The sequence below is a fragment of the Anabaenopsis tanganyikae CS-531 genome (assembly GCF_029891675.1).
Classification (GTDB): domain Bacteria; phylum Cyanobacteriota; class Cyanobacteriia; order Cyanobacteriales; family Nostocaceae; genus Anabaenopsis; species Anabaenopsis arnoldii.
The window spans coordinates 1-20,459 of the sequence record NZ_JANQDF010000006.1 but is presented as its reverse complement, the minus strand read 5'-3'; the positions used below and the strand labels follow the sequence as shown (position 1 = coordinate 20,459).

At 45.0% G+C, this 20,459-nt stretch carries 12 protein-coding genes and 1 pseudogene; 8 read left to right on the top strand and 5 right to left on the bottom strand.

Annotated features, from left to right (window positions below):
- The first annotated feature begins 23 nt into the window (after positions 1-23).
- Complete coding sequence (cas2, locus tag NWP22_RS00680; RefSeq protein WP_271734662.1) at positions 24-245, top strand: CRISPR-associated endonuclease Cas2; 222 nt, start codon at positions 24-26, stop codon at positions 243-245.
- A gap of 127 nt (positions 246-372) precedes the next feature.
- Here cas2 and NWP22_RS00675 read toward each other — a convergent pair whose 3' ends face one another.
- Together NWP22_RS00675 and hslO are read right to left on the bottom strand one after the other, a co-directional pair.
- Positions 373-2,424 (bottom strand): chromosome segregation ATPase, encoded by a 2,052-nt coding sequence (locus NWP22_RS00675; protein WP_271734659.1) that lies wholly within the window; start codon positions 2,422-2,424, stop codon positions 373-375.
- A 145-nt stretch (positions 2,425-2,569) separates the two neighbouring features.
- The gene (gene hslO / locus NWP22_RS00670; protein WP_271734656.1) at positions 2,570-3,484 is read right to left on the bottom strand and encodes an Hsp33 family molecular chaperone HslO; all 915 of its coding nucleotides are present in this window, start codon (positions 3,482-3,484) and stop codon (positions 2,570-2,572) included.
- Positions 3,485-3,642: 158 nt separating this feature from the next.
- On the opposite strand from hslO, the gene NWP22_RS00665 reads away from it, so the two are divergent.
- Positions 3,643-4,020, top strand: a complete 378-nt coding sequence (locus NWP22_RS00665; protein WP_271734655.1) for a hypothetical protein — start codon at positions 3,643-3,645, stop codon at positions 4,018-4,020.
- Between the two features lie 105 nt (positions 4,021-4,125).
- Here NWP22_RS00665 and NWP22_RS00660 read toward each other — a convergent pair whose 3' ends face one another.
- Together NWP22_RS00660 and hisD are read right to left on the bottom strand one after the other, a co-directional pair.
- Positions 4,126-4,551: a universal stress protein gene (locus NWP22_RS00660; RefSeq protein WP_271734654.1), complete on the bottom strand. Its 426-nt coding sequence runs from the start codon at positions 4,549-4,551 to the stop codon at positions 4,126-4,128.
- Between the two features lie 161 nt (positions 4,552-4,712).
- On the bottom strand, positions 4,713-6,014 hold the full coding sequence (gene hisD / locus NWP22_RS00655; RefSeq protein ID WP_271734689.1) for a histidinol dehydrogenase: 1,302 nt from the start codon (positions 6,012-6,014) through the stop codon (positions 4,713-4,715).
- Between the two features lie 566 nt (positions 6,015-6,580).
- On the opposite strand from hisD, the gene rpsT reads away from it, so the two are divergent.
- The 5 genes and pseudogenes from rpsT (at position 6,581) to NWP22_RS00630 (ending at position 18,380) form a co-directional block, all read left to right on the top strand.
- Positions 6,581-6,880, top strand: coding sequence for a 30S ribosomal protein S20 (rpsT, locus tag NWP22_RS00650; protein WP_271734652.1), 300 nt, complete (start codon positions 6,581-6,583; stop codon positions 6,878-6,880).
- Between the two features lie 126 nt (positions 6,881-7,006).
- Positions 7,007-7,876 carry a TatD family hydrolase gene (locus NWP22_RS00645; protein WP_271734651.1) on the top strand — a complete coding sequence of 290 codons (870 nt, stop codon included), beginning with the start codon at positions 7,007-7,009 and terminating at the stop codon, positions 7,874-7,876.
- A gap of 815 nt (positions 7,877-8,691) precedes the next feature.
- Positions 8,692-11,988 (top strand): DNA-directed RNA polymerase subunit beta, encoded by a 3,297-nt coding sequence (gene rpoB / locus NWP22_RS00640; RefSeq protein ID WP_271734649.1) that lies wholly within the window; start codon positions 8,692-8,694, stop codon positions 11,986-11,988.
- Positions 11,989-12,097: 109 nt separating this feature from the next.
- Positions 12,098-18,139 (top strand): annotated as a pseudogene (locus NWP22_RS00635) (DNA-directed RNA polymerase subunit beta''); the annotation flags it as partial.
- Between the two features lie 82 nt (positions 18,140-18,221).
- Entirely contained in the window at positions 18,222-18,380 is a 159-nt protein-coding gene (locus NWP22_RS00630) for a hypothetical protein (protein ID WP_271734648.1), read from the top strand.
- A gap of 180 nt (positions 18,381-18,560) precedes the next feature.
- On the opposite strand, the gene NWP22_RS00625 is transcribed toward NWP22_RS00630, so the two are convergent.
- Complete coding sequence (locus NWP22_RS00625) at positions 18,561-18,932, bottom strand: tetratricopeptide repeat protein (RefSeq protein WP_271734647.1); 372 nt, start codon at positions 18,930-18,932, stop codon at positions 18,561-18,563.
- A 584-nt stretch (positions 18,933-19,516) separates the two neighbouring features.
- Between NWP22_RS00625 and NWP22_RS00620 the strand changes: the two genes are divergently transcribed.
- Positions 19,517-20,062, top strand: a complete 546-nt coding sequence (locus tag NWP22_RS00620) for a GIY-YIG nuclease family protein (protein WP_271734646.1) — start codon at positions 19,517-19,519, stop codon at positions 20,060-20,062.
- The last annotated feature ends 397 nt before the right edge of the window (positions 20,063-20,459 follow it).

Genomic DNA, 20,459 nt, shown 5'->3' with positions numbered 1-20,459 from the left:
GGTTATGAAATAAATTAAACCTTATGTTTGTAGTTATTTCCTACGACATACTAGAAGATAAACGCAGCAATAAAATTCACAAAATTCTTAAATCCTATGGACAGTGGATGCAGTATTCTGTATTTGAGTGCGATTTAACCCAGACTCAGTATGCTAAACTGCGATCGCGTTTATCTAAAGGGATTGAAACCATCATCCATTGCCATCGCTCTTGTACCTCTTCTTTGTGTGACAATTACCTATAATCCCTATCAGGGATTGAAACTTGTCCCCTCGTATTACAAGGGGAGGGCTGGGGTGGGTTTATGTTACAATCACCTACAATCCGTGACCAGAAGGTTGCAAAAAACCTAAGAAAATCAGATATCCAGATTAAAAACTACTTTCAACAATCGGAACTATAGGCTCAAATGGTGGAGGCTCAGGATTAAGTAACTGCTCCCAATTCTTAATTTGCTGCTGCGCTGTATTATAAGCAGAACTACCTCGGGGAATTAACTTCGCCGTCTCAATCGCCCTGGCAAGATTAGAATTACTCTGAGAATTAGCAATGCTTAATAACTGCTGACTCCATTGGTTAACGGCAAAATTCACATCCATCCGTAAAGTGCTACTTCTGGGAACACGATTCGCTATGGCGATCGCTTGAGATAAAGCTTCTGGCGTACCCCCAGCTGCTACCTGTTGCGCCCTAGCCCAGTTTTCTCTAGCACGGATTTGTCCTTGCCAATTACGTATATTGTTCCTAGCTTCCCTAGAAAGCGATCGCCCCGATGATGCAATCGGTTGTATTGTATTAATAGCAGCAGTAAAATTACCACCTTGGGCTAACATTCTGGCTCTATCTAAATATGGCTGATCTTGTGTGCGCTCAATGGTATCTGTCCACTGCCTAATTCTGCTCTGTGCCTCAGAATACAAGGCCCGACCCTCACGGATTTGTCTAGCTTGAGATATTGCGGCTTGCAAAGCATTAATATCATTTGAAGGCCATGCTAATTGTTGAGCCCGTTCTAAAATCGGTCTATCTTCAATAGTCTGAACTTGGTCACGCCAACGGTTAATCTCCGTCCTCGCTTCCGCAGCCCGGGGACTATTACCTGAAACTAACTGCGCTTCAGCAATAGCGGCTGTCAAGTCTTCGATTGTCCCTGGACTAGCAAGTGTCCTGGCTCTTTCCAAACGTGCCAGATCTTCAATTTCCACTTGCCAACTAGCAATTAACGCCTGTGCTTCACCATAAATTGCTCTGGAAGCATCAACTTGTTGCGCCTCAAAGATTGCTGTTTCTAAACCAGACACAGTACCAATCCATGCATTCCTTTTAGCCTCAGTTAAAGTAATAAAGTCTTTCACTTCTACCTGCAATTGGGCATTATCTGGGATTTGTCTGGCAATATCTATAGCTTTTCCCGCATCCCTCCTATCCAGGCTTGCTTGTGCCAAATCCAGCATTTTTCGCCCAATTTCAGGAATCAACTCTTGTGCTTGTTGATAAAGGTAGCTTTCCGGACTGAGGGACTCAGAAAGTTCAATCGCTTTTAATAAGTTATCTGAAACTCTGGTATTTGCTAAACGTTCCGCATTTGCTAACTTATCAGCATCTTCCCTTGTTGATGTAATTAATTTATCTAATTGATTATACTTAACGCCAGACCAGTACTCATTATCTACACCCATTAATTGAGCGGCTAGCATAGATGCTGATTGCCAACGCTGTTTTTTTAGTTCCTCTTCAGTCTGCTTATATATGTCTTCCGCCTGAGACCAAATTAACTCCCATTTACTAACTTGTTCATCTACTAATTTATAAGCTGCCAAATGTTTAGGTATCTGACGGACAGTAGCTATGGCATCCTCTAAATTACCTGACTGAAAACTCTCGTCTGCAATCCGTAAAATGTCTTTCGACCATTCGGCAACAAAACGGTTAACTTCTCCCGCCAATGGGTGATCCTCTGATATTTTACTCACCAAAGCGATCGCTCGCAGTAAATCATCCACATTTTGCCCAGCAGCTAACTTCTGAGCGCAGTATAACCTCACTGAAGCGCTGACAAAAGGTCGAGAAATTGCAGTACAAGTGGGACTACTTGGTAGTTTCAGCAACACTGTCATTGCTACGAACCCGATACTGCCAGGTATCAATGTTAATATTAATCCCCACAAAAACCAGTTTTTCATCCAGCCGGGGGATTTCCCAGACTTTTGACCGGGTACACTAGTTGCGGCTGACTGCTGATGTAAAGGTAATTCGTAACTGTCTTGTTGTTGTCGATTCACTGACTTAGAGGTTGAACCATTAGCCTGCACACCAAATGCTTGAGTTTCAGCGAATTGTGGCGTTGGGGATAACCTTATCATATCATCTGGCTCTCCTGCTTTAGATGGAGGCCAATTTTCTGGAATATCCCGCTGTGTCATCTCTCACACCAAAGTAGTTGAATAGTTAACTGTTCTATGCTGATAATTCCGATGCCGTCATAGTAACTCGTTGATAATTCCAAAGGTACCTGATTCAATATTCTCCGACCACAGATACCATGAAAATTATCATCTTTTTGTATTATTATACACTTGAACCAGAAACCGAAGATTCTGTTTCCAAATCAACAATTAATTTAGCTAGCTGATTGCTACTTGCTTGATAAACCTCGCCGCAAAACTCACAAGTTGCTTCTGCACCATTATCTTTAATTATCATATCTTGCAATTCCTCGGCTCCCAGCATTTTTAATGCTCCTAGTACGCGGTCAAAAGAACAACCACAGTGGAAGCGCAACATTTGACGTTCCGGAAATATTGACAGACCCATGTCTCCGAGTAAGTCATCAAAAATTTCTGGTAAAGTCTTACCAGCTTGTAATAATGGGGTAAATCCGGATAAACTAGATACACGAGACTCCAATGTTTCTACTAGGGCTTCATCTCTAGCAGCCTTCGGTAAAACTTGCACTAGCAATCCCCCAGCAGCAGTTACACCACTTGCTCCTACAAACACCCCTAAAACTAAGGCTGAAGGTGTTTGTTCAGAATTAACTAAGTAATGCGCCACATCATCCCCTATTTCCCCCGATACCAGCTCTACGGTACTAGAGTAAGGGTAGCCATAACCAATATCTCGCACTACATAGAGATAGCCCTTACCCACTGCACCACCAACATCCAACTTACCTTTTTCATTAGGAGGCAATTCTACAGATGGGTTGGCCACATAGCCCCGTACTGTTCCATCTAAACCAGCATCTACAAGGATACCACCCAGAGGACCATCGCTCTTGATGCGGACATTCACTCTAGAACCAGGTCGCTTCATACTAGAAGCCATCAACAAGCCACCCGCCATAGTCCGCCCTAGTGCTGCTGTTGCCACATAGGACAGCCCATGACGTTGCCGTGCTTCTTCTGTTAAACGATTAGTAATAACACCTACAGCACGAATACCACCATCGGCAGCTGTGGCACGAATTAATTGATCAGCCATGAAAAACCTTACGTTTCTTAATAAGCCTACATTCTCTATTTTAAGTAGAAAACGACTCTCTGATTACGCCCCGTCCCATGCAGAATATGATTGTATTTGCAATACTAGAACTACAATGCACCGAAATTCGGACTTAAACCTTAAATAATTATTAAGAAATGCTTGGTAATTTTCAAAAAAGTCAACTAAGAATAGAAATCACAGCCTCCGCCAGTGCAATTCGTAATAGTTTGCAACACCCCGATAAACTAGCCCAATGGCTGGTAGGACAAACTTTTACCCCAGGAATGCCAGAAGAACTGCACACTGGCTTTCAGTTTACAACCTGGACTGGCCCAATTGCAATTCATCATCAAGTAGATGTGGCGAAACCTAATTGTTTGCGGTTGCTACTTAGTGGAGGTATTGATGGCTTTCATGAATGGTACTGGGGAGAAGGTTGGGTTCAGTCCCGCTTGGAAGGGGTTTCAATTCTTCCTTTAAATCTAGGTCATACCCTAAGTTTGTTAAGTTTGCGGCAGTTTTTAGTCAATTAATTAATGCGAAAGAGGCCTTTAATCGCTTTTACACAAAAGCCCGTGATTAATCGCCTCCAGGAAAAACTGATCCTTAAATTTTACCCCATGTTCCTTAACTGCTTGTCAGGTTGGTTTCACCACGAACACCGAACAATTAGCCTCCTCCACTACTTGAGTGCTCACAGAACCCAAAACAATTCGCTTCATCCCAGTTAACCCGCGACTACCAATGATAATTAGATCCGCCTTGTAAATGTTAGCAAGACGAATAATTTCTTCGGCAGGATCTCCTGTTACCAATTCTAATTCACTCTTAAATGTTAATTTTTCCTTATAATTTAACAGTAGTTTTTCAATATGGAAATCAGGCAGGTTGGAAGATTCTCGATGATCGCTATCTGTGGATAGTTGCATCTTTGACTCTGGCGTGGGAAATACATGACACAGAATGACCTTGGTATCACCGGAAAACACCAAGTCATTTAAACTGTCAATGACTCGTTCTGCAATTTCCGATCCGTCAAGAGCTACCAAAACATTTTTTAGCACCACTGATCTCCTCAAAGGTATAACCCTTTAATATAATTCCCTGATACAAGTTATTGTCACTTATAACCCTGCTCTATTGTGGCTACTGAGTGACAATCTTTTATTGTGCCTCCACTGAGTAAGTTTTTACAATAGATTATCCAAAAAATCAACATTGATAATTACTCTTGCTGCTGAATTCTCCGTCGCACTGAATCTCTATGAGATGGTAGTCCTTCCATTGTTGCTAAAGCGTCAATTGCCCCAGCTACCTTTTCCAGTGCTCTCTGTGAGTATTGAATAATACTGGAATGTTTCAGAAAGGTTTCTACTCCTAAAGGTGAAGCATAACGAGCAGCACCGGAAGTCGGCAAGATATGGTTAGGCCCGGCCAAATAGTCTCCTAGGGCTTCTGGTGTTGAGTCCCCTAAGAATATTGCCCCAGCGTGGCGAATATCCGCAAGTAATCCCCAGGGATCTTGAACTTGTAATCCTAAGTGTTCTGGGGCAAATTCATTAGAAAATGCTGCTGCTGCCGATAACGATTCTACAACTACAATTAAACCATAGTGGGCGATCGCCTTCTCCGTGTCTATCCGTCGTGGATGATCTACTAACTGTCTTTCCACCGCTACTTGTACGTTTTTGGCTAAAGCTGTATCTGTGGTCAACAAAATCGCCGCCGCCATTGGGTCATGTTCTGCTTGGGCTAACAAGTCCACCGCCACATTTACAGGATTTGCTGTTTCATCGGCAATAATTAAAACTTCACTCGGACCGGCTAGGGAATCAATGCCGACAGTGCCGTAAACTAGTTTTTTCGCTAAGGTGACATATATATTGCCCGGACCGGTAATTACGTTCACTTTCGGAATCGTATCTGTACCATAGGCTAAAGCCGCGATCGCTTGTGCCCCTCCCACACGATAAATTTCTCTTATCCCCGCTTCTTGTGCGGCCACCAAAACAGCCGGGTTAATTGCTTTTCTGTTCCCCTGTGGTGTTACCATTACTACACGCGGTACACCAGCCACTTTAGCTGGAATAGCATTCATAAGCACAGTACTCGGATAAGCTGCGCGACCGCCATGAACGTATAAACCAGCACAATCTACCGGGATATAGCGTTTGCCCAGCACGACATCATCATCACCAAAGTGTACCCAACTTTTCGGCACACGCTGCCGGTGAAATGCTTCAATCTTGCAGCTAGCCAACTGAATCGCCTGGAGTAGCTCCCTCGATACTTGTTGGTAGGCTGCATCCATTTCCGAGCCAGTAACACGCAACTCCTCTGGTTTCAGGGTTTGGTTATCGAATTCAGCTGTATAATGCAAAACAGCTTTGTCGCCTTGGCGCTTCACTGCTTGCAGTACTTCGCGCACAGTTGCTTCTTTGTGAAGCACGTGTTCATCGTGAGTACGGTTGCAGATACGTTGCAGTTCTGATACAACATCTGCCTGCTGAGTAATGATTCGCAGCATGGAGTAAGGATAATGCCAAAATTTAGGATATTCCCGCCTGAGAATTAGTCTTAACTCTTCAACCATCAGGTTATCGAGATCGTCCTAACTCTCTTCTATAGCTTAACCTGGATTTTTTTTAATACTTCCAAGGCTACCAACAGTAGTTTTCACTTAAAGTCTAAGCCTAGCTTACTGGCTACTTTTCACCTGAAAAGACCACGGTGGTTTTAACCACTAAGTCGCTTCCCTCTCAGGGCTAAAGCCGCTGAGTTTCCCGCTTACCGCGATATTTTTATTAGTACCTTATCTTAACGCATTTTAGCCAATGAGTACACGCCAACGGTAAAGTTGTCAAGGATACTTTAATTGATCATCAGGCTTTGTGGAGTAACGCAGCAGACCACACTACCCCTGTCTGTTCCATAGTCGTAATCCTACTTGCCACTCTCTACTGCCCATAGCGATAGCGTGGCGTTAGCCATAGAAAAAGTTTTTTTTGATAAATTCTGACATTGGCAGTATGAGTGCTATATTAGTAAGTCTAGTAGTGTGTGTACATATTAATAGTATTTCTGGAATTGACCGTGGCGAATACAAAATCTGCTCTTAAACGCGCCCAAATCGCAGAACGCAATCGTCTGCGGAACAAAGCTTACAAATCAGCAGTAAAAACGCTGATGAAAAAATACTTTAGCGCTGTAGATGTCTATGCAGCTAATCCTAACTCAGATTTAGAGAAAGAGGTACAGGTGCGGCTGTCCGCGGCTGTCAGCAAAATTGACAAAGCGGTCAAGCGCGGTGTTCTACATCCGAACAATGGCGCTAGAAAAAAATCAAGACTGGCTCGGAAACTCAAGCCACTCACCCCAGCATCTGCTGAGTAGTTCAAGTGTATGGCTTACGCCACGCTACTCTATCAGTAATCAGTTACTCTGACTGATTACTGGTCAGGGAATCATAAAAACCGATCTAGCATCAGGGTAGCCCTTGGCGTTGCGACATAAGAACTCATGAGCAAAAAGGACAATGCAAGCCTCCCGCCCACGGGTGGTCTAATTTTGATTGATACTCACGTCCATCTGAATTTTGATACATTCAAGGGGGATTTAGAAACAGTGCGATCGCGATGGCAAGAAGCAGGTGTAGTGCGTCTAGTACATTCGTGCGTCGAACCGTCAGAATTTTCGGGGATCAAATCCTTAGCGCACCAGTTCCCGGAACTCAGCTTCTCCGTTGGTTTACATCCTTTGGATGTTGACAAGTGGGGGAGCGATACAGCCGCGCAAATCAAATCTTTGGCTAGTTCTGAAGCGAAGGTGGTAGCCATTGGGGAGATGGGTATGGATCTCTATAAGGCAGATAACTATGCAGCACAGCGCATAGTGTTTGAAGCACAATTGGCGATCGCCAGCCAACTCAATTTACCGGTGATTATCCATTGTCGTAATGCCGCGCCGGAAGTGAGGGAAATATTGCTACAGTGGCGGGAAAATAGGGGAGAAATCCCCAGAGGTGTCATGCATTGTTGGGGTGGAACACCAGAAGAAACTCAATGGTTTGTGGACTTAGGTTTCTATATTAGCTTTAGCGGGACGGTAACATTCAAAAATGCCAAAGCCATACAGGCTTCCGCCGCGATGGTCAGAGGCGATCGCCTACTAGTGGAAACAGACTGCCCATTTTTGTCCCCTGTCCCTAAACGGGGTGAAAAGCGGAATGAGCCAGCCTATGTCCGTTATGTGGCGGAAAAGGTAGCCGATTTGCGTGGGGAGACTTTAGAAGCCATTGCTACTCAAACTACTGAAAATGCTTGTAAATTATTTGGATTAGTGGGGGTGACCGGGTTCCCAGATGTGAAACATAGATATCACCTACCATAAATGGGGATATTACTAAAGCCGCCCCTGGTGAAATTCCTCCCTTTTTGTGTGGGAGGCGGCTCTGATCAAGGTCTAACTCCGGCAGGACAAAGTTATGCTAAGATGAATCCCTCCAAAACTTGAATAAGTCATAATCAAAAAAAAGGAAGGAATTACAAACTCTTAAGCTTGATTTTGTAATGTTATCAACTTGATCATCCTTCTCCTCTCTACAAGTGGATGTTCTGATTTTATGACTGGTTTAGCAGTTCGACTCTCACCGGTGACTTTGCTCAAAACAGCGCATGGAGCCATACTCAACCTATAGAAAATTGTTAAAAGTAAATCATGTCGCGTGCGATAGCGCCAGCGCTGCTGCTAAAGCAGGTCGCGTAGCGTGGCCTAGTCCATGGAAAAACGAGCAAAATAGAGCAACGAGGTGACAAATCAAACTTAACCAAGTACTATGCTGTTTACCTGTGTAGAAACAGACAACTGTAACTATAAACCGTGCATTGATCGCACCAAGAGAGCTTAGAGAAGTCTAGGCATATTCATGATAGCGTAGCGTGGCGTAGCGTGGCGTAAGCCATGGGAGCAAATTAATATCTGGATTTTAGCGCAGCCACAAGAGAAAATAAGGGCGATTAGCCCCTTGTCAAAAACTCTCTTTCTAGCTTAAATGGCAGGGTTTGTCTAAGTGTAGAAATAGATGGGATAAAGAAACAGGTGTTCCTAAGAGTGATAGACATATACGCCTAATTGGGGAACACGCAAAAACCAGACACTAGCAGCGTCCAATAAACAAATTTAACCAGGTTGACGAAGGTAAGGGCATGACTACAGATAAATATATGGAATCCGCCTTTTTATTACCCGACTTGATTGAAATCCAGCGCTCGAGTTTTCGCTGGTTTTTAGAAGAGGGGCTGATAGAAGAACTAAATTCCTTTAGTCCAATTACAGACTACACAGGCAAACTAGAACTACACTTTTTAGGACATAACTATAAACTCAAAGAGCCCAAATACAGCGTTGAGGAGTCAAAACGGCGTGACAGTACCTACGCGGTACAGATGTATGTACCTACACGTCTGCTGAACAAGGAAACAGGAGATATTAAAGAGCAAGAGGTATTTATTGGCGACCTGCCTTTAATGACAGACCGTGGGACATTTATTATCAATGGAGCCGAACGGGTAATCGTTAATCAAATAGTGCGATCGCCCGGAGTTTACTACAAATCAGAAATAGACAAAAACGGACGACGTACCTATTCAGCTAGCTTAATCCCTAATCGGGGGGCTTGGCTGAAATTTGAAACAGACCGTAATGATTTAGTCTGGGTACGCATCGACAAAACCCGCAAACTCTCAGCCCAAGTGCTATTAAAAGCCCTTGGCTTATCCGACAACGAAATATTTGACGCCCTGCGCCACCCCGAATATTTCCAAAAGACCATTGAAAAAGAAGGTCAATTTTCCGAAGAAGAAGCCCTGATGGAATTGTACCGGAAATTACGCCCCGGTGAACCACCCACAGTACTAGGCGGACAACAGCTGTTAGATTCCCGCTTCTTCGACCCTAAACGTTATGATCTCGGTCGAGTGGGTCGCTATAAACTCAATAAAAAATTAAGACTTTCTGTTCCTGACACCACCCGCGTATTAACTCCCGTAGATATTTTAGCCGCAGTAGACTATCTGATTAACCTAGAATATGACATTGGCAATATCGACGATATTGACCACCTAGGTAATCGTCGCGTCAGAAGCGTCGGCGAACTGCTACAAAACCAAGTAAGAGTCGGCTTGAACCGCCTAGAGCGGATTATTCGGGAACGGATGACAGTATCTGATGCCGAAGTTCTAACCCCAGCTTCCCTAGTTAACCCTAAACCATTGGTAGCAGCAATCAAAGAATTCTTTGGCTCTAGTCAACTAAGTCAGTTCATGGATCAAACAAATCCCTTAGCAGAACTGACCCACAAACGCCGCCTTAGCGCACTCGGTCCAGGTGGTTTAACACGTGAACGGGCTGGGTTTGCAGTGCGAGACATTCACCCTTCCCACTATGGCAGAATTTGCCCCATTGAAACACCAGAAGGACCCAACGCAGGGTTAATTGGGTCTTTGGCTACCCATGCGCGTGTTAACCAATATGGATTTTTGGAAACGCCATTTAGACCTGTGGAAAATGGGCGGGTACGCTTTGACCTACCGCCAGTTTATATGACTGCGGATGAGGAAGACGATTTACGTACAGCCACGGGTGATATACCATTAGACGACAATGGCTACATTAAAGGACCGTCTGTACCTGTGCGCTACCGCCAAGACTGGGCAACCACTACCCCTGAACAGGTGGACTATGTAGCAGTTTCGCCCGTGCAAATTGTTTCAGTAGCTACAAGTATGATTCCATTTTTGGAACATGATGACGCTAACCGCGCTCTTATGGGTTCCAATATGCAACGCCAAGCTGTACCGCTGTTAAAGCCGGAGCGTCCTTTGGTGGGTACTGGTTTAGAAGCTCAAGGTGCAAGGGATTCGGGGATGGTGATTGTTTCCCGCACGGATGGAGAAGTTACCTATGTGGATGCTACGGAAATTCGGGTTAAGCCTTTCAATGACTCTCCAGAAATTAAGTATCGCCTGTCTAAATACCAAAGGTCTAATCAGGATACTTGTTTAAATCAAAAACCTCTGGTTAGGATTGGCGAGCGGGTGATCGCCGGTCAAGTGCTTGCGGATGGCTCTTCTACCGAAGGTGGGGAGTTAGCGTTGGGTCAAAATATCATTGTCGCTTATATGCCCTGGGAGGGTTATAACTACGAGGATGCGATTTTGATTTCGGAGCGATTAGTGCAGGATGATGTTTATACTTCGATTCATATTGAGAAATATGAAATTGAGGCCAGACAAACTAAACTAGGACCCGAAGAAATCACTAGAGAAATTCCCAACGTGGGGGAAGATGCTCTACGCCAACTAGATGAGCAGGGAATTATTCGGGTTGGTGCTTGGGTCGAATCCGGAGATATACTAGTTGGAAAGGTTACACCAAAGGGAGAGTCTGACCAACCCCCCGAGGAGAAGCTTTTACGGGCTATTTTTGGCGAGAAAGCGCGAGACGTGCGGGATAATTCCCTACGGGTTCCCAATGGAGAAAAAGGACGAGTAGTTGATGTCCGTTTATTCACAAGGGAACAAGGTGACGAATTACCGCCAGGTGCTAATATGGTGGTGCGCGTATATGTAGCCCAGAAACGTAAAATCCAGGTCGGGGATAAAATGGCCGGTCGCCATGGGAACAAAGGGATTATTTCCCGGATTTTACCAGTCGAGGATATGCCTTATTTGGCTGATGGTTCCACCGTGGATATTGTGCTTAATCCTTTAGGTGTACCTAGCCGGATGAATGTAGGTCAAGTCTTTGAGTGTATGTTGGGCTGGGCTGCTCACACATTGGGAGTGAGGTTTAAAATTACACCTTTTGATGAGATGTATGGTGAGGAGACCTCCCGGACATTGGTACATGGGAAGTTACAGGAGGCAAGGGATGAGACGGGTAAGGACTGGGTGTATAACCCTGATAACCCCGGTAAAATTATGGTATTTGATGGTCGGACTGGCGAAGCTTTTGACCGACCGATTACAGTGGGGGTGGCTTATATCCTGAAGCTTGTACATTTGGTTGATGATAAAATTCATGCGCGCTCTACAGGTCCATATTCCTTGGTAACTCAGCAACCTTTGGGGGGTAAGGCTCAACAGGGTGGGCAAAGATTTGGAGAGATGGAGGTTTGGGCATTGGAGGCTTTTGGGGCGGCTTATACGTTGCAGGAGTTGCTGACAGTCAAGTCTGATGATATGCAGGGACGGAATGAGGCCTTGAATGCGATCGTGAAGGGTAAGTCAATTCCTCGACCTGGAACGCCGGAATCATTCAAGGTTTTAATGAGAGAGTTGCAGTCTCTAGGTTTAGATATTGCTGTCCATAAGGTTGAGACCCAATCTGACGGTAGTTCCTTGGATGTGGAGGTAGATTTAATGGCGGATCAATCTGTCCGACGTACACCTCCTCGTCCTACCTATGAATCTCTGACTCGTGATTCCTTAGAGGAAGACTAAAAAACCTGTACAGATGACGGTTGACGGTTGACTGTTGACGGTATTTTTCAGTTAACACTGAACTGTCAACAGTGAACGCATTTAAGGATTTACTCATGACTAAGGAAATATGAGAACAATACAGTCAAATCAGTTTGATTATGTCAAAATCGGTTTAGCATCACCAGAACGCATTCGCCAGTGGGGTGAGCGAACCCTACCTAATGGTCAGTTGGTGGGGGAAGTCACTAAACCTGAGACTATTAATTACCGTACTCTCAAGCCGGAGATGGATGGCCTATTCTGTGAGCGGATTTTCGGACCGGCTAAGGATTGGGAATGTCACTGTGGCAAATACAAACGAGTCCGTCACCGTGGTATTGTCTGCGAACGCTGCGGCGTGGAGGTAACGGAGTCGCGAGTGCGTCGTCACCGCATGGGATATATAAAGCTGGCTGCGCCTGTGGCTCATGTTTGGTATCTCAAGGGTATTCCGAGTTATATTTCGATTCTGCTGGATATGCCTTTACGGGATGTGGAGCAGATTGTGTATTTCAATTCCTATGTGGTGCTTAGTCCTGGTAATGCGGAAACTTTAAGTTATAAGCAGTTGCTCAGTGAAGACCAGTGGTTAGAAATTGAAGACCAAATTTACAGCGAAGATTCGACGCTGCAAGGGGTAGAAGTAGGTATTGGAGCAGAAGCCTTGCTGCGTTTATTAGCTGATATTAACTTAGAACAAGAAGCCGAAAACCTGCGGGAGGAAATCGCCGGGGCTAAGGGTCAGAAACGAGCCAAGTTAATTAAACGACTGCGAGTCATTGATAATTTTATTGCCACTGGTTCTAAACCTGAGTGGATGGTTATGTCTGTGATTCCTGTGATTCCCCCAGATTTACGCCCCATGGTGCAGTTAGATGGTGGGAGGTTTGCTACTAGTGACCTCAATGATCTGTATCGCCGGGTGATCAATCGGAATAATCGGCTGGCGCGATTGCAAGAGATTTTAGCCCCGGAGATTATTGTGAGGAATGAAAAGCGGATGCTGCAAGAAGCAGTGGATGCTTTAATTGACAATGGTCGGCGGGGTCGGACTGTGGTGGGGGCAAATAATCGCCCTCTGAAGTCGCTGTCTGACATTATTGAGGGTAAACAAGGGCGTTTCCGCCAAAATTTGTTAGGGAAGCGGGTAGATTATTCGGGACGTTCGGTAATTGTGGTGGGTCCGAAGTTGAATATCCACCAGTGCGGTTTACCTAGGGAGATGGCTATAGAACTATTTCAGCCTTTTGTGATTAATCGGTTAATCCGCAGTGGGATGGTGAACAATATTAAGGCTGCGAAAAAGTTGATTTCTCGTAATGACCCTAGTGTGTGGGATGTGCTAGAGGAGGTAATTGAGGGACACCCCGTGATGTTAAACCGAGCGCCTACCCTCCACCGTTTAGGTATTCAGGCTTTTGAGCCTGTGTTGGTCGAGGGTAGGGCGATTCAGTTACATCCTTTAGTTTGTCCGGCTTTTAATGCTGATTTTGATGGTGACCAGATGGCGGTGCATGTGCCTTTGTCTTTAGAAAGTCAGTCTGAGGCGCGACTGTTGATGTTGGCTTCTAATAATATTTTATCTCCGGCTACGGGGAGACCGATTATTACCCCTAGTCAGGATATGGTGTTGGGAGCGTATTATTTAACTGCGGAAAATCCTAGGGCGACTAAGGGGGCGGGTAGGTACTACGCTTCTCTGGATGATGTGATTATGGCTTTCCATCAAGGGCAGGTTGATCTACACAGTTATATTTATGTCCGCTTTGATGGGGATGTGGAAACAGAGAAACCAGATGTAGAAGCCCTGGAAGTGACGGAAAATGGTGATGGTACACGGACTGTGATGTATAAGTATCGCCGAGTCAGGGAGGATGCCCAAGGTAATTTAATGTCTCAATATGTCCGCACTACTCCGGGTCGGGTGATTTATAACAAGGCGATTCAAGAGGCTTTGGCTGTATAAACTCTTGACTGTTGGGTGTTGACTGTTGACTGTTGACTGTTGGCTGTTGACTGTCAACCATCTTTTTTACAAGATAGGGAATTACTAATAATGACTAAAGAACAGGCTGTTTTTCGGAATCGGGTGGTTGATAAGGGTCAATTGAGAAAGTTAATTTCTTGGGCGTTTACCCATTATGGGACGGCGCGGACTGCGGTGATGGCAGATAAGTTGAAGGATTTGGGGTTCCGCTATGCGACTAAGGCGGGGGTGTCTATTAGTGTGGATGATTTGATGATTCCCCCGACTAAGCGATCGCTGTTGGAGGCAGCGGAGGAAGAAATCCGGTCCACGGAGAACCGCTATCAACGGGGCGAAATCACCGAAGTGGAAAGGTTCCAAAAAGTAATTGATACTTGGAACGGAACTAGTGAGGCCCTCAAGGATGAGGTAGTAGTGCACTTTAAAAGCACTGACCCTCTCAATTCTGTATATATGATGGCTTTCTCTGGAGCGCGGGGGAATATTTCCCAGGTGCGCCAGTTGGTTGGTATGCGGGGTTTGATGGCTGACCCGCAGGGGGAAATTATTGATTTACCGATTAAGACCAATTTCCGGGAAGGTCTGACGGTAACTGAGTATATTATTTCTTCTTACGGTGCGCGTAAGGGATTGGTAGATACAGCTTTACGGACGGCGGATTCTGGTTATCTGACCCGGCGGTTGGTAGATGTTTCCCAGGATGTAATTATTCGGGAAATTGACTGCGGTACTACCAGGGGTATTCCTTTACGTGCCATGACGGAGGGGGGTAAGATTTTGATTCCTCTGTCTCAACGGTTGCTAGGGCGGGTAATTGCTGAGGATGTGGTGCATCCTGAAACAAGAAAAGTAATTGCGCCCCGGAATACTCCGGTGTCGGATGAGTTGGCGGATAAAATCCATGAGGCTGGGGTGACTGAGGTGGTAGTGCGATCGCCTTTAACCTGTGAAGCTGCGCGTTCTGTGTGTCAACATTGTTACGGCTGGAGTTTAGCCCATGCCAAAATGGTAGACTTAGGGGAAGCTGTGGGCATTATTGCGGCCCAAAGTATTGGAGAACCAGGGACACAGTTAACAATGCGTACTTTCCACACCGGGGGTGTGTTCACCGGTGAAGTGGCGCAGCAGGTTCGTTCTAAGAGTGACGGTACTATCCGGTTCCCCCGGAAACTCCGCACCCGTACTTATCGCACGCGACATGGTGAAGATGCTTTATATGTTGAAGCTAATGGAGTCATTCATTTACACTCAGACCATGAAAGCCAAGTCGCCCAAGAAATCAACGTTACCCAAGGCTCTACTTTATACGTCCAGAATGGTCAGCAGGTAAAAATCGGTCAATTACTGGCGGAAGTGGCTCTAGGTGGACGGACAACCCGCTTGAATACGGAAAAAGCGGTAAAAGATGTAGCTTCAGATTTGGCGGGTGAAGTGTTATTTGCAGAAGTTGTACCTGAGCAAAAGACAGACCGCCAAGGAAACACAACTACGACGGCTGCCCGGGGTGGATTAATTTGGGTATTATCTGGAGAGGTTTACAATTTACCACCGGGGGCGGAATTGGTGGTAAAAAATGGTGACCGAATTTCAGAAAACGGCGTTTTAGCAGAAACCAAGTTAACCACACAACATGGGGGAGTAGTACGGTTACCGGAAAATCTCCCCGGAAAGAATGCTAGGGAAATTGAAATCATCACAGCTTCTGTAGTCTTAGACCAAGCTACAGTCACCGTAGAAAGTTCCCAAGGTCGTAACCACTATTTAATTACAACTAGTAATAACCAAGTTTTTAACTTACGGGCGACCCCAGGTACAAAAGTCCAAAATAGTCAAGTAGTAGCTGAACTAATTGATGACCGGTATCGTACAAATACGGGTGGTTTTCTTAAGTTCGCGGGTGTAGAGGTTCAGAAGAAAGGTAAAGCGAAACTAGGTTATGAGGTGGTTCAAGGGGGTACACTTTTGTGGATTCCTGAAGAAACTCATGAGGTGAACAAAGATATCTCCCTACTTTTAGTGGAAGATGGGCAATTTGTGGAAGCTGGTACTGAAGTTGTTAAAGATATTTTCTGTCAAACCGGTGGAGTGATAGAAATCACCCAGAAAAACGATATCCTCCGGGAGGTGGTGATTAAACCCGGTGAGTTGCTGCTGATGGATGCGGGACTTACTACTGCTGACGCGGGGGATTTGGAAGAAATTATGGGCGTGGATAATACTTTTGTCCAACCCGGTCAGGAGTTTCGCGGTGCAGTGGCGACTGAGTTACGCTACGTTCAGTATGTGGAAACTCCAGAAGGTCCGGCTTTATTAAGCCGTCCGGTGATAGAGTTTCCAGTACCTAATCATCCAGATGTTCCTTCAACAACATCTATTAATCAACAAACTGGGCGCTCTATACAAATGCGGGCAGTGCAGCGCTTGCCTTATAAGGATTCTGAACGTGTTAAGTCTGTGGATGGGGTGGAACTTTTACGAACTCAGTTAGTTTTGGAGATTGAGCAAGATGGGGAACAAGACCATGGTGGTTCTCCTTTGGCTGCGGACATTGAGTTAGTACAAGATGCGGAAAATCCAGCCGTGCAGCGTTTGCAGCTGGTGATTCTGGAGTCTTTGGTGGTGCGGCGGGATATAGCGGCGGATGCTACTCAAGGGAGTACGGAAACTAGTTTGGAGGTTGAGGATGGGGACTGCATAGCGCCTGGGTCTGTGGTTGCGCGTACTAAGATTCTTGCTAAAGATGGCGGAATTGTCCGGGGCGTGAGAGAAGACCTGGAAACCGTGCGGCGCTGTTTGGTTTTGCGTGATGTTGATAAGGTGGTGGTGAGTAGCTGCAGCCAACCCAAGGTTAAGATGGGTGACTTGTTGGTAGAAGGGGCGGAGCTAGCTCCGGGGGTGTTTGCGCAGGAGTCGGGGCAGGTTTGGTCTGTGGTTCAGAGGAAGACAACTGCTGCGACTGGTGAGGATTCGGCTCTGGCTGGGCAGGAATATGCTGTTTATATCCGGGTGGGTCGCCCTTACCGTGTGAGTCCGGGGGCTGTTTTGCAGGTGGAAGATGGGGATTTGGTGCAACGGGGGGATAATTTGGTTTTGCTGGTGTTTGAACGGGCGAAAACTGGGGATATTATCCAAGGTTTGCCCCGGATTGAGGAGTTACTGGAGGCTCGTAAACCTAAGGAGGCTTGTATTTTAGCTCGGCGCTCTGGGGAGTTGCAGGTGGTTTATGGTGATGGGGATGAGGCGATCGCCGGGAGGGTAGTTGAGGCGAATGGGGTGGTGACTGAGTATCCCCTAGGACCAGGACAAAATTTAATGATTCCAGATGGAGGGGCTGTTACAGCTGGAGAACCACTGAGCGATGGCCCTTCTAATCCCCATGAAATACTAGAGGTTTTCTTTAGTCTAGGTTCAGAGGAGGGTGTTTATGCTTGTGCTAGTCATGCTTTGCAAAAGGTACAGACTTTTTTAGTCAATGAAGTGCAGATGGTGTATCAGTCCCAGGGGATTGATATTGCTGACAAGCACATTGAGGTAATTGTCCGCCAGATGACTAACAAGGTCAGAATTGATGATGGTGGAGATACTACGATGCTTCCTGGGGAGTTAGTGGAACTGCGACAAGTAGAGCAGGTGAACGAGGCGATGTCGATTACAGGGGGGGCGAAGGCACAATATACGCCCGTGCTGTTAGGGATTACTAAAGCCTCTTTAAATACGGATAGTTTTATTTCTGCAGCTTCGTTCCAAGAAACTACTAGGGTATTAACTGAGGCAGCTATTGAGGGGAAATCTGATTGGCTGCGGGGGTTGAAGGAGAATGTGATTATTGGGCGCTTGATTCCGGCGGGGACTGGTTATAACACTTACGAGGAGCCGGGGGCTTTAGATGAATATGGGACACTAGAGGGTAGCGGTGTTTTAGATGAGGTGGATGACCCGCTGGATATGGTGTTAGATGACCGCACAGCGCGCAGTTATAACCTGGATGTTTCTGGTTTAGGGGAGGGTACTTTTGGTACTCGTCGCTCTGAAAGGTCAATATTAGATGAGGAGGATGAATTAATTGCGGATGACATAGTCAACGACTTGGTGGCTGACGATGATGAATATGAAGATGATATGGATGAGGATGAGGATTTTTAAAACCTTGCACTCTCAGATCTAGTATCCGGGGGTTACCCATCCCCCAACTCCTCCCCTTGCAACGTAAGGGGGTGTATATAGAATGGCGCTATCCCATCTTGTCAAGATCATCAAATACATGATCTTCGGTGTCACACAGAGCCCCGACTTCTGGACAAATTATATTAGATTATCCCAATTATGTAAGAAGTCGGGGATATTACTCATGGAGGTGCGATCGCCTATAGCTTCGCCCTTCTGATTAGGTTTGACCCCACCCCCAACCCCTCCCCTTGCAACGTAAGGGGGGTATATAGAATGGCGCTATCCCATCTTGTCAAGATCATCAAATACATGATCTTCGGTGTCACACAGAGCCCGGACTTCTAGCTAAATTAGCCTAGATTATCTCTGATAATGTGAGAAGTCGGGGATCTTGCAGCTACAGAGAGTTTAAAAGCGTAATTGTTCGTTGATAACCATCGGGATCATCTTGAGTGAGGTATAATTGCCCTGCTCGTTGTAGGTTTTCCCTGGCTTTGTTGATGTCTCTGAGATAAACATAAACAGCACCGCGATACAAGTAAGCATAAGCATCATTAGGATCAATCGCAATAGCTTTGTTGTAATCAGCCAGTGCTAAATCCCATTTCTGCTGCTTACGGTAAACATTACTGCGAGCGATATAAGTCACTGTATCGCTATGGGATATCTGCACAGTTGGGGGTAAAGAGTCAGATTTCCAAGTAATGATTCTCTGGTATTTTCCTCCTGGTTCAGGTGTTAACCCCAAGGGTGTGGGAATTTTCTCCACACAACCGGGGTAGCGAGTTGAGAGACAAGTAAAGCTGTTTTGATTAGTTTTAGTTTGACTCCAAGTCTGGGTAGCACTGAGGGTAAATGTCAGTGTTGTTAAGGCTACAGCGCTAGTTAGTCCTATTCAGTACATGGGTCTTACCTGTGACAGTTGATAGATTATTTAACATAATACTTAGAAATACAGAAGCTGTTGACTTATACGTATTGGAGATTATTTCTGATTTTTTTTGGTTAAACTATAGCATTTCCCATGCTCGTGAGGTACATTTTTTTTTAGTTTGAGGGAATAGGGAATTGGTGTGTACTTCATGAGCCTGAAAAAGGCTATATCACTTATCAGAGGAATAGATGGGAATTTTAGCCAATAATTAATCCCCAATCCCCCCACTAACTGATTAAATGGACTGGTGGACTGTTAATGATACAATTGGGAGATTAATTCCTCTCAATGCTCCAAGGATTTTTTATGAGCGAAGTATTAACAAATACGAATTACAGAAATTAGCCGTCCGCCTTTATTAGCTGGCGTTACATAGTCCCCAAAGTATACTATCAGTGATAGAATTGGGTATTTAACAAATGACCATTGAAACCAACTTTTCCAGTTTATCCGCAATAGAATACGTACCTTATATTGATATAAACGGAGAATTGCCTCAAGTATTTTCTGGCAAAATAGGCGTATACGCTATTTTTGACCAGGCTAAACAACTACAATTTGTCGGCTATTCTCGGGATGTTTACTTGAGTCTTAAGCAACATTTAGTCCGTAAACCAGAACAATGTTATTGGGTCAAAGTGCAAACAATTGCAAGTCCTAAACGTGCAATTTTAGAAAGTATTCAAAATGCTTGGATAGAGGAAAATACTACTATTCCTTTAGGTAATGCAGATGATCGGGAAAGCTGGACACAGGCTATTAATGTGCTGCAATTAATGACACCTGAGGAAGAAGAAAAATATCATCACCCAGCTAATGATGAATTGGCGCAAATCAAAGTACTGAAAAATATAGCCCGGCGAGTAGAAGCAGAAATTTTACTAGTATTGAAAAACCGCGGTTTACAAGAACAATTACGGTTTAATCCCAAATTGAAAGAGCAAGGATTATTAGATTTAAAGTAAGTTGATGGCCTTAGCCGATATTTGTCAAGTCATGATTAGTGTATCAAATATTGTTTGACCCCACCCTAACCCTCCCCTTGTAAGGGGAGGGGACTGGATTTTATTGTTTATTGTGTGTTCGGTGTGTTCCCCATTCCCCATTCCCCATTCCCTGATCCGGTGTTCCCTTTTCCCTAAGATAAAAATTACCTGTTGAAAACTTATCAAACATCCTCTTATCGGATATTTGAAAAAAGATGATCCTGCATCAAAGATTTCTTTAGAGTTTGTGAAATTATAGACAAATCTACAAAGTCACTTTACCAGGGGTAAACCTGATTGGAGTTACTCCTAACCCCTCTATCCCGTCTGCAAAAGCGTTCAGGACTGCTTTTCTTAATATGTTGTACGCCCCATT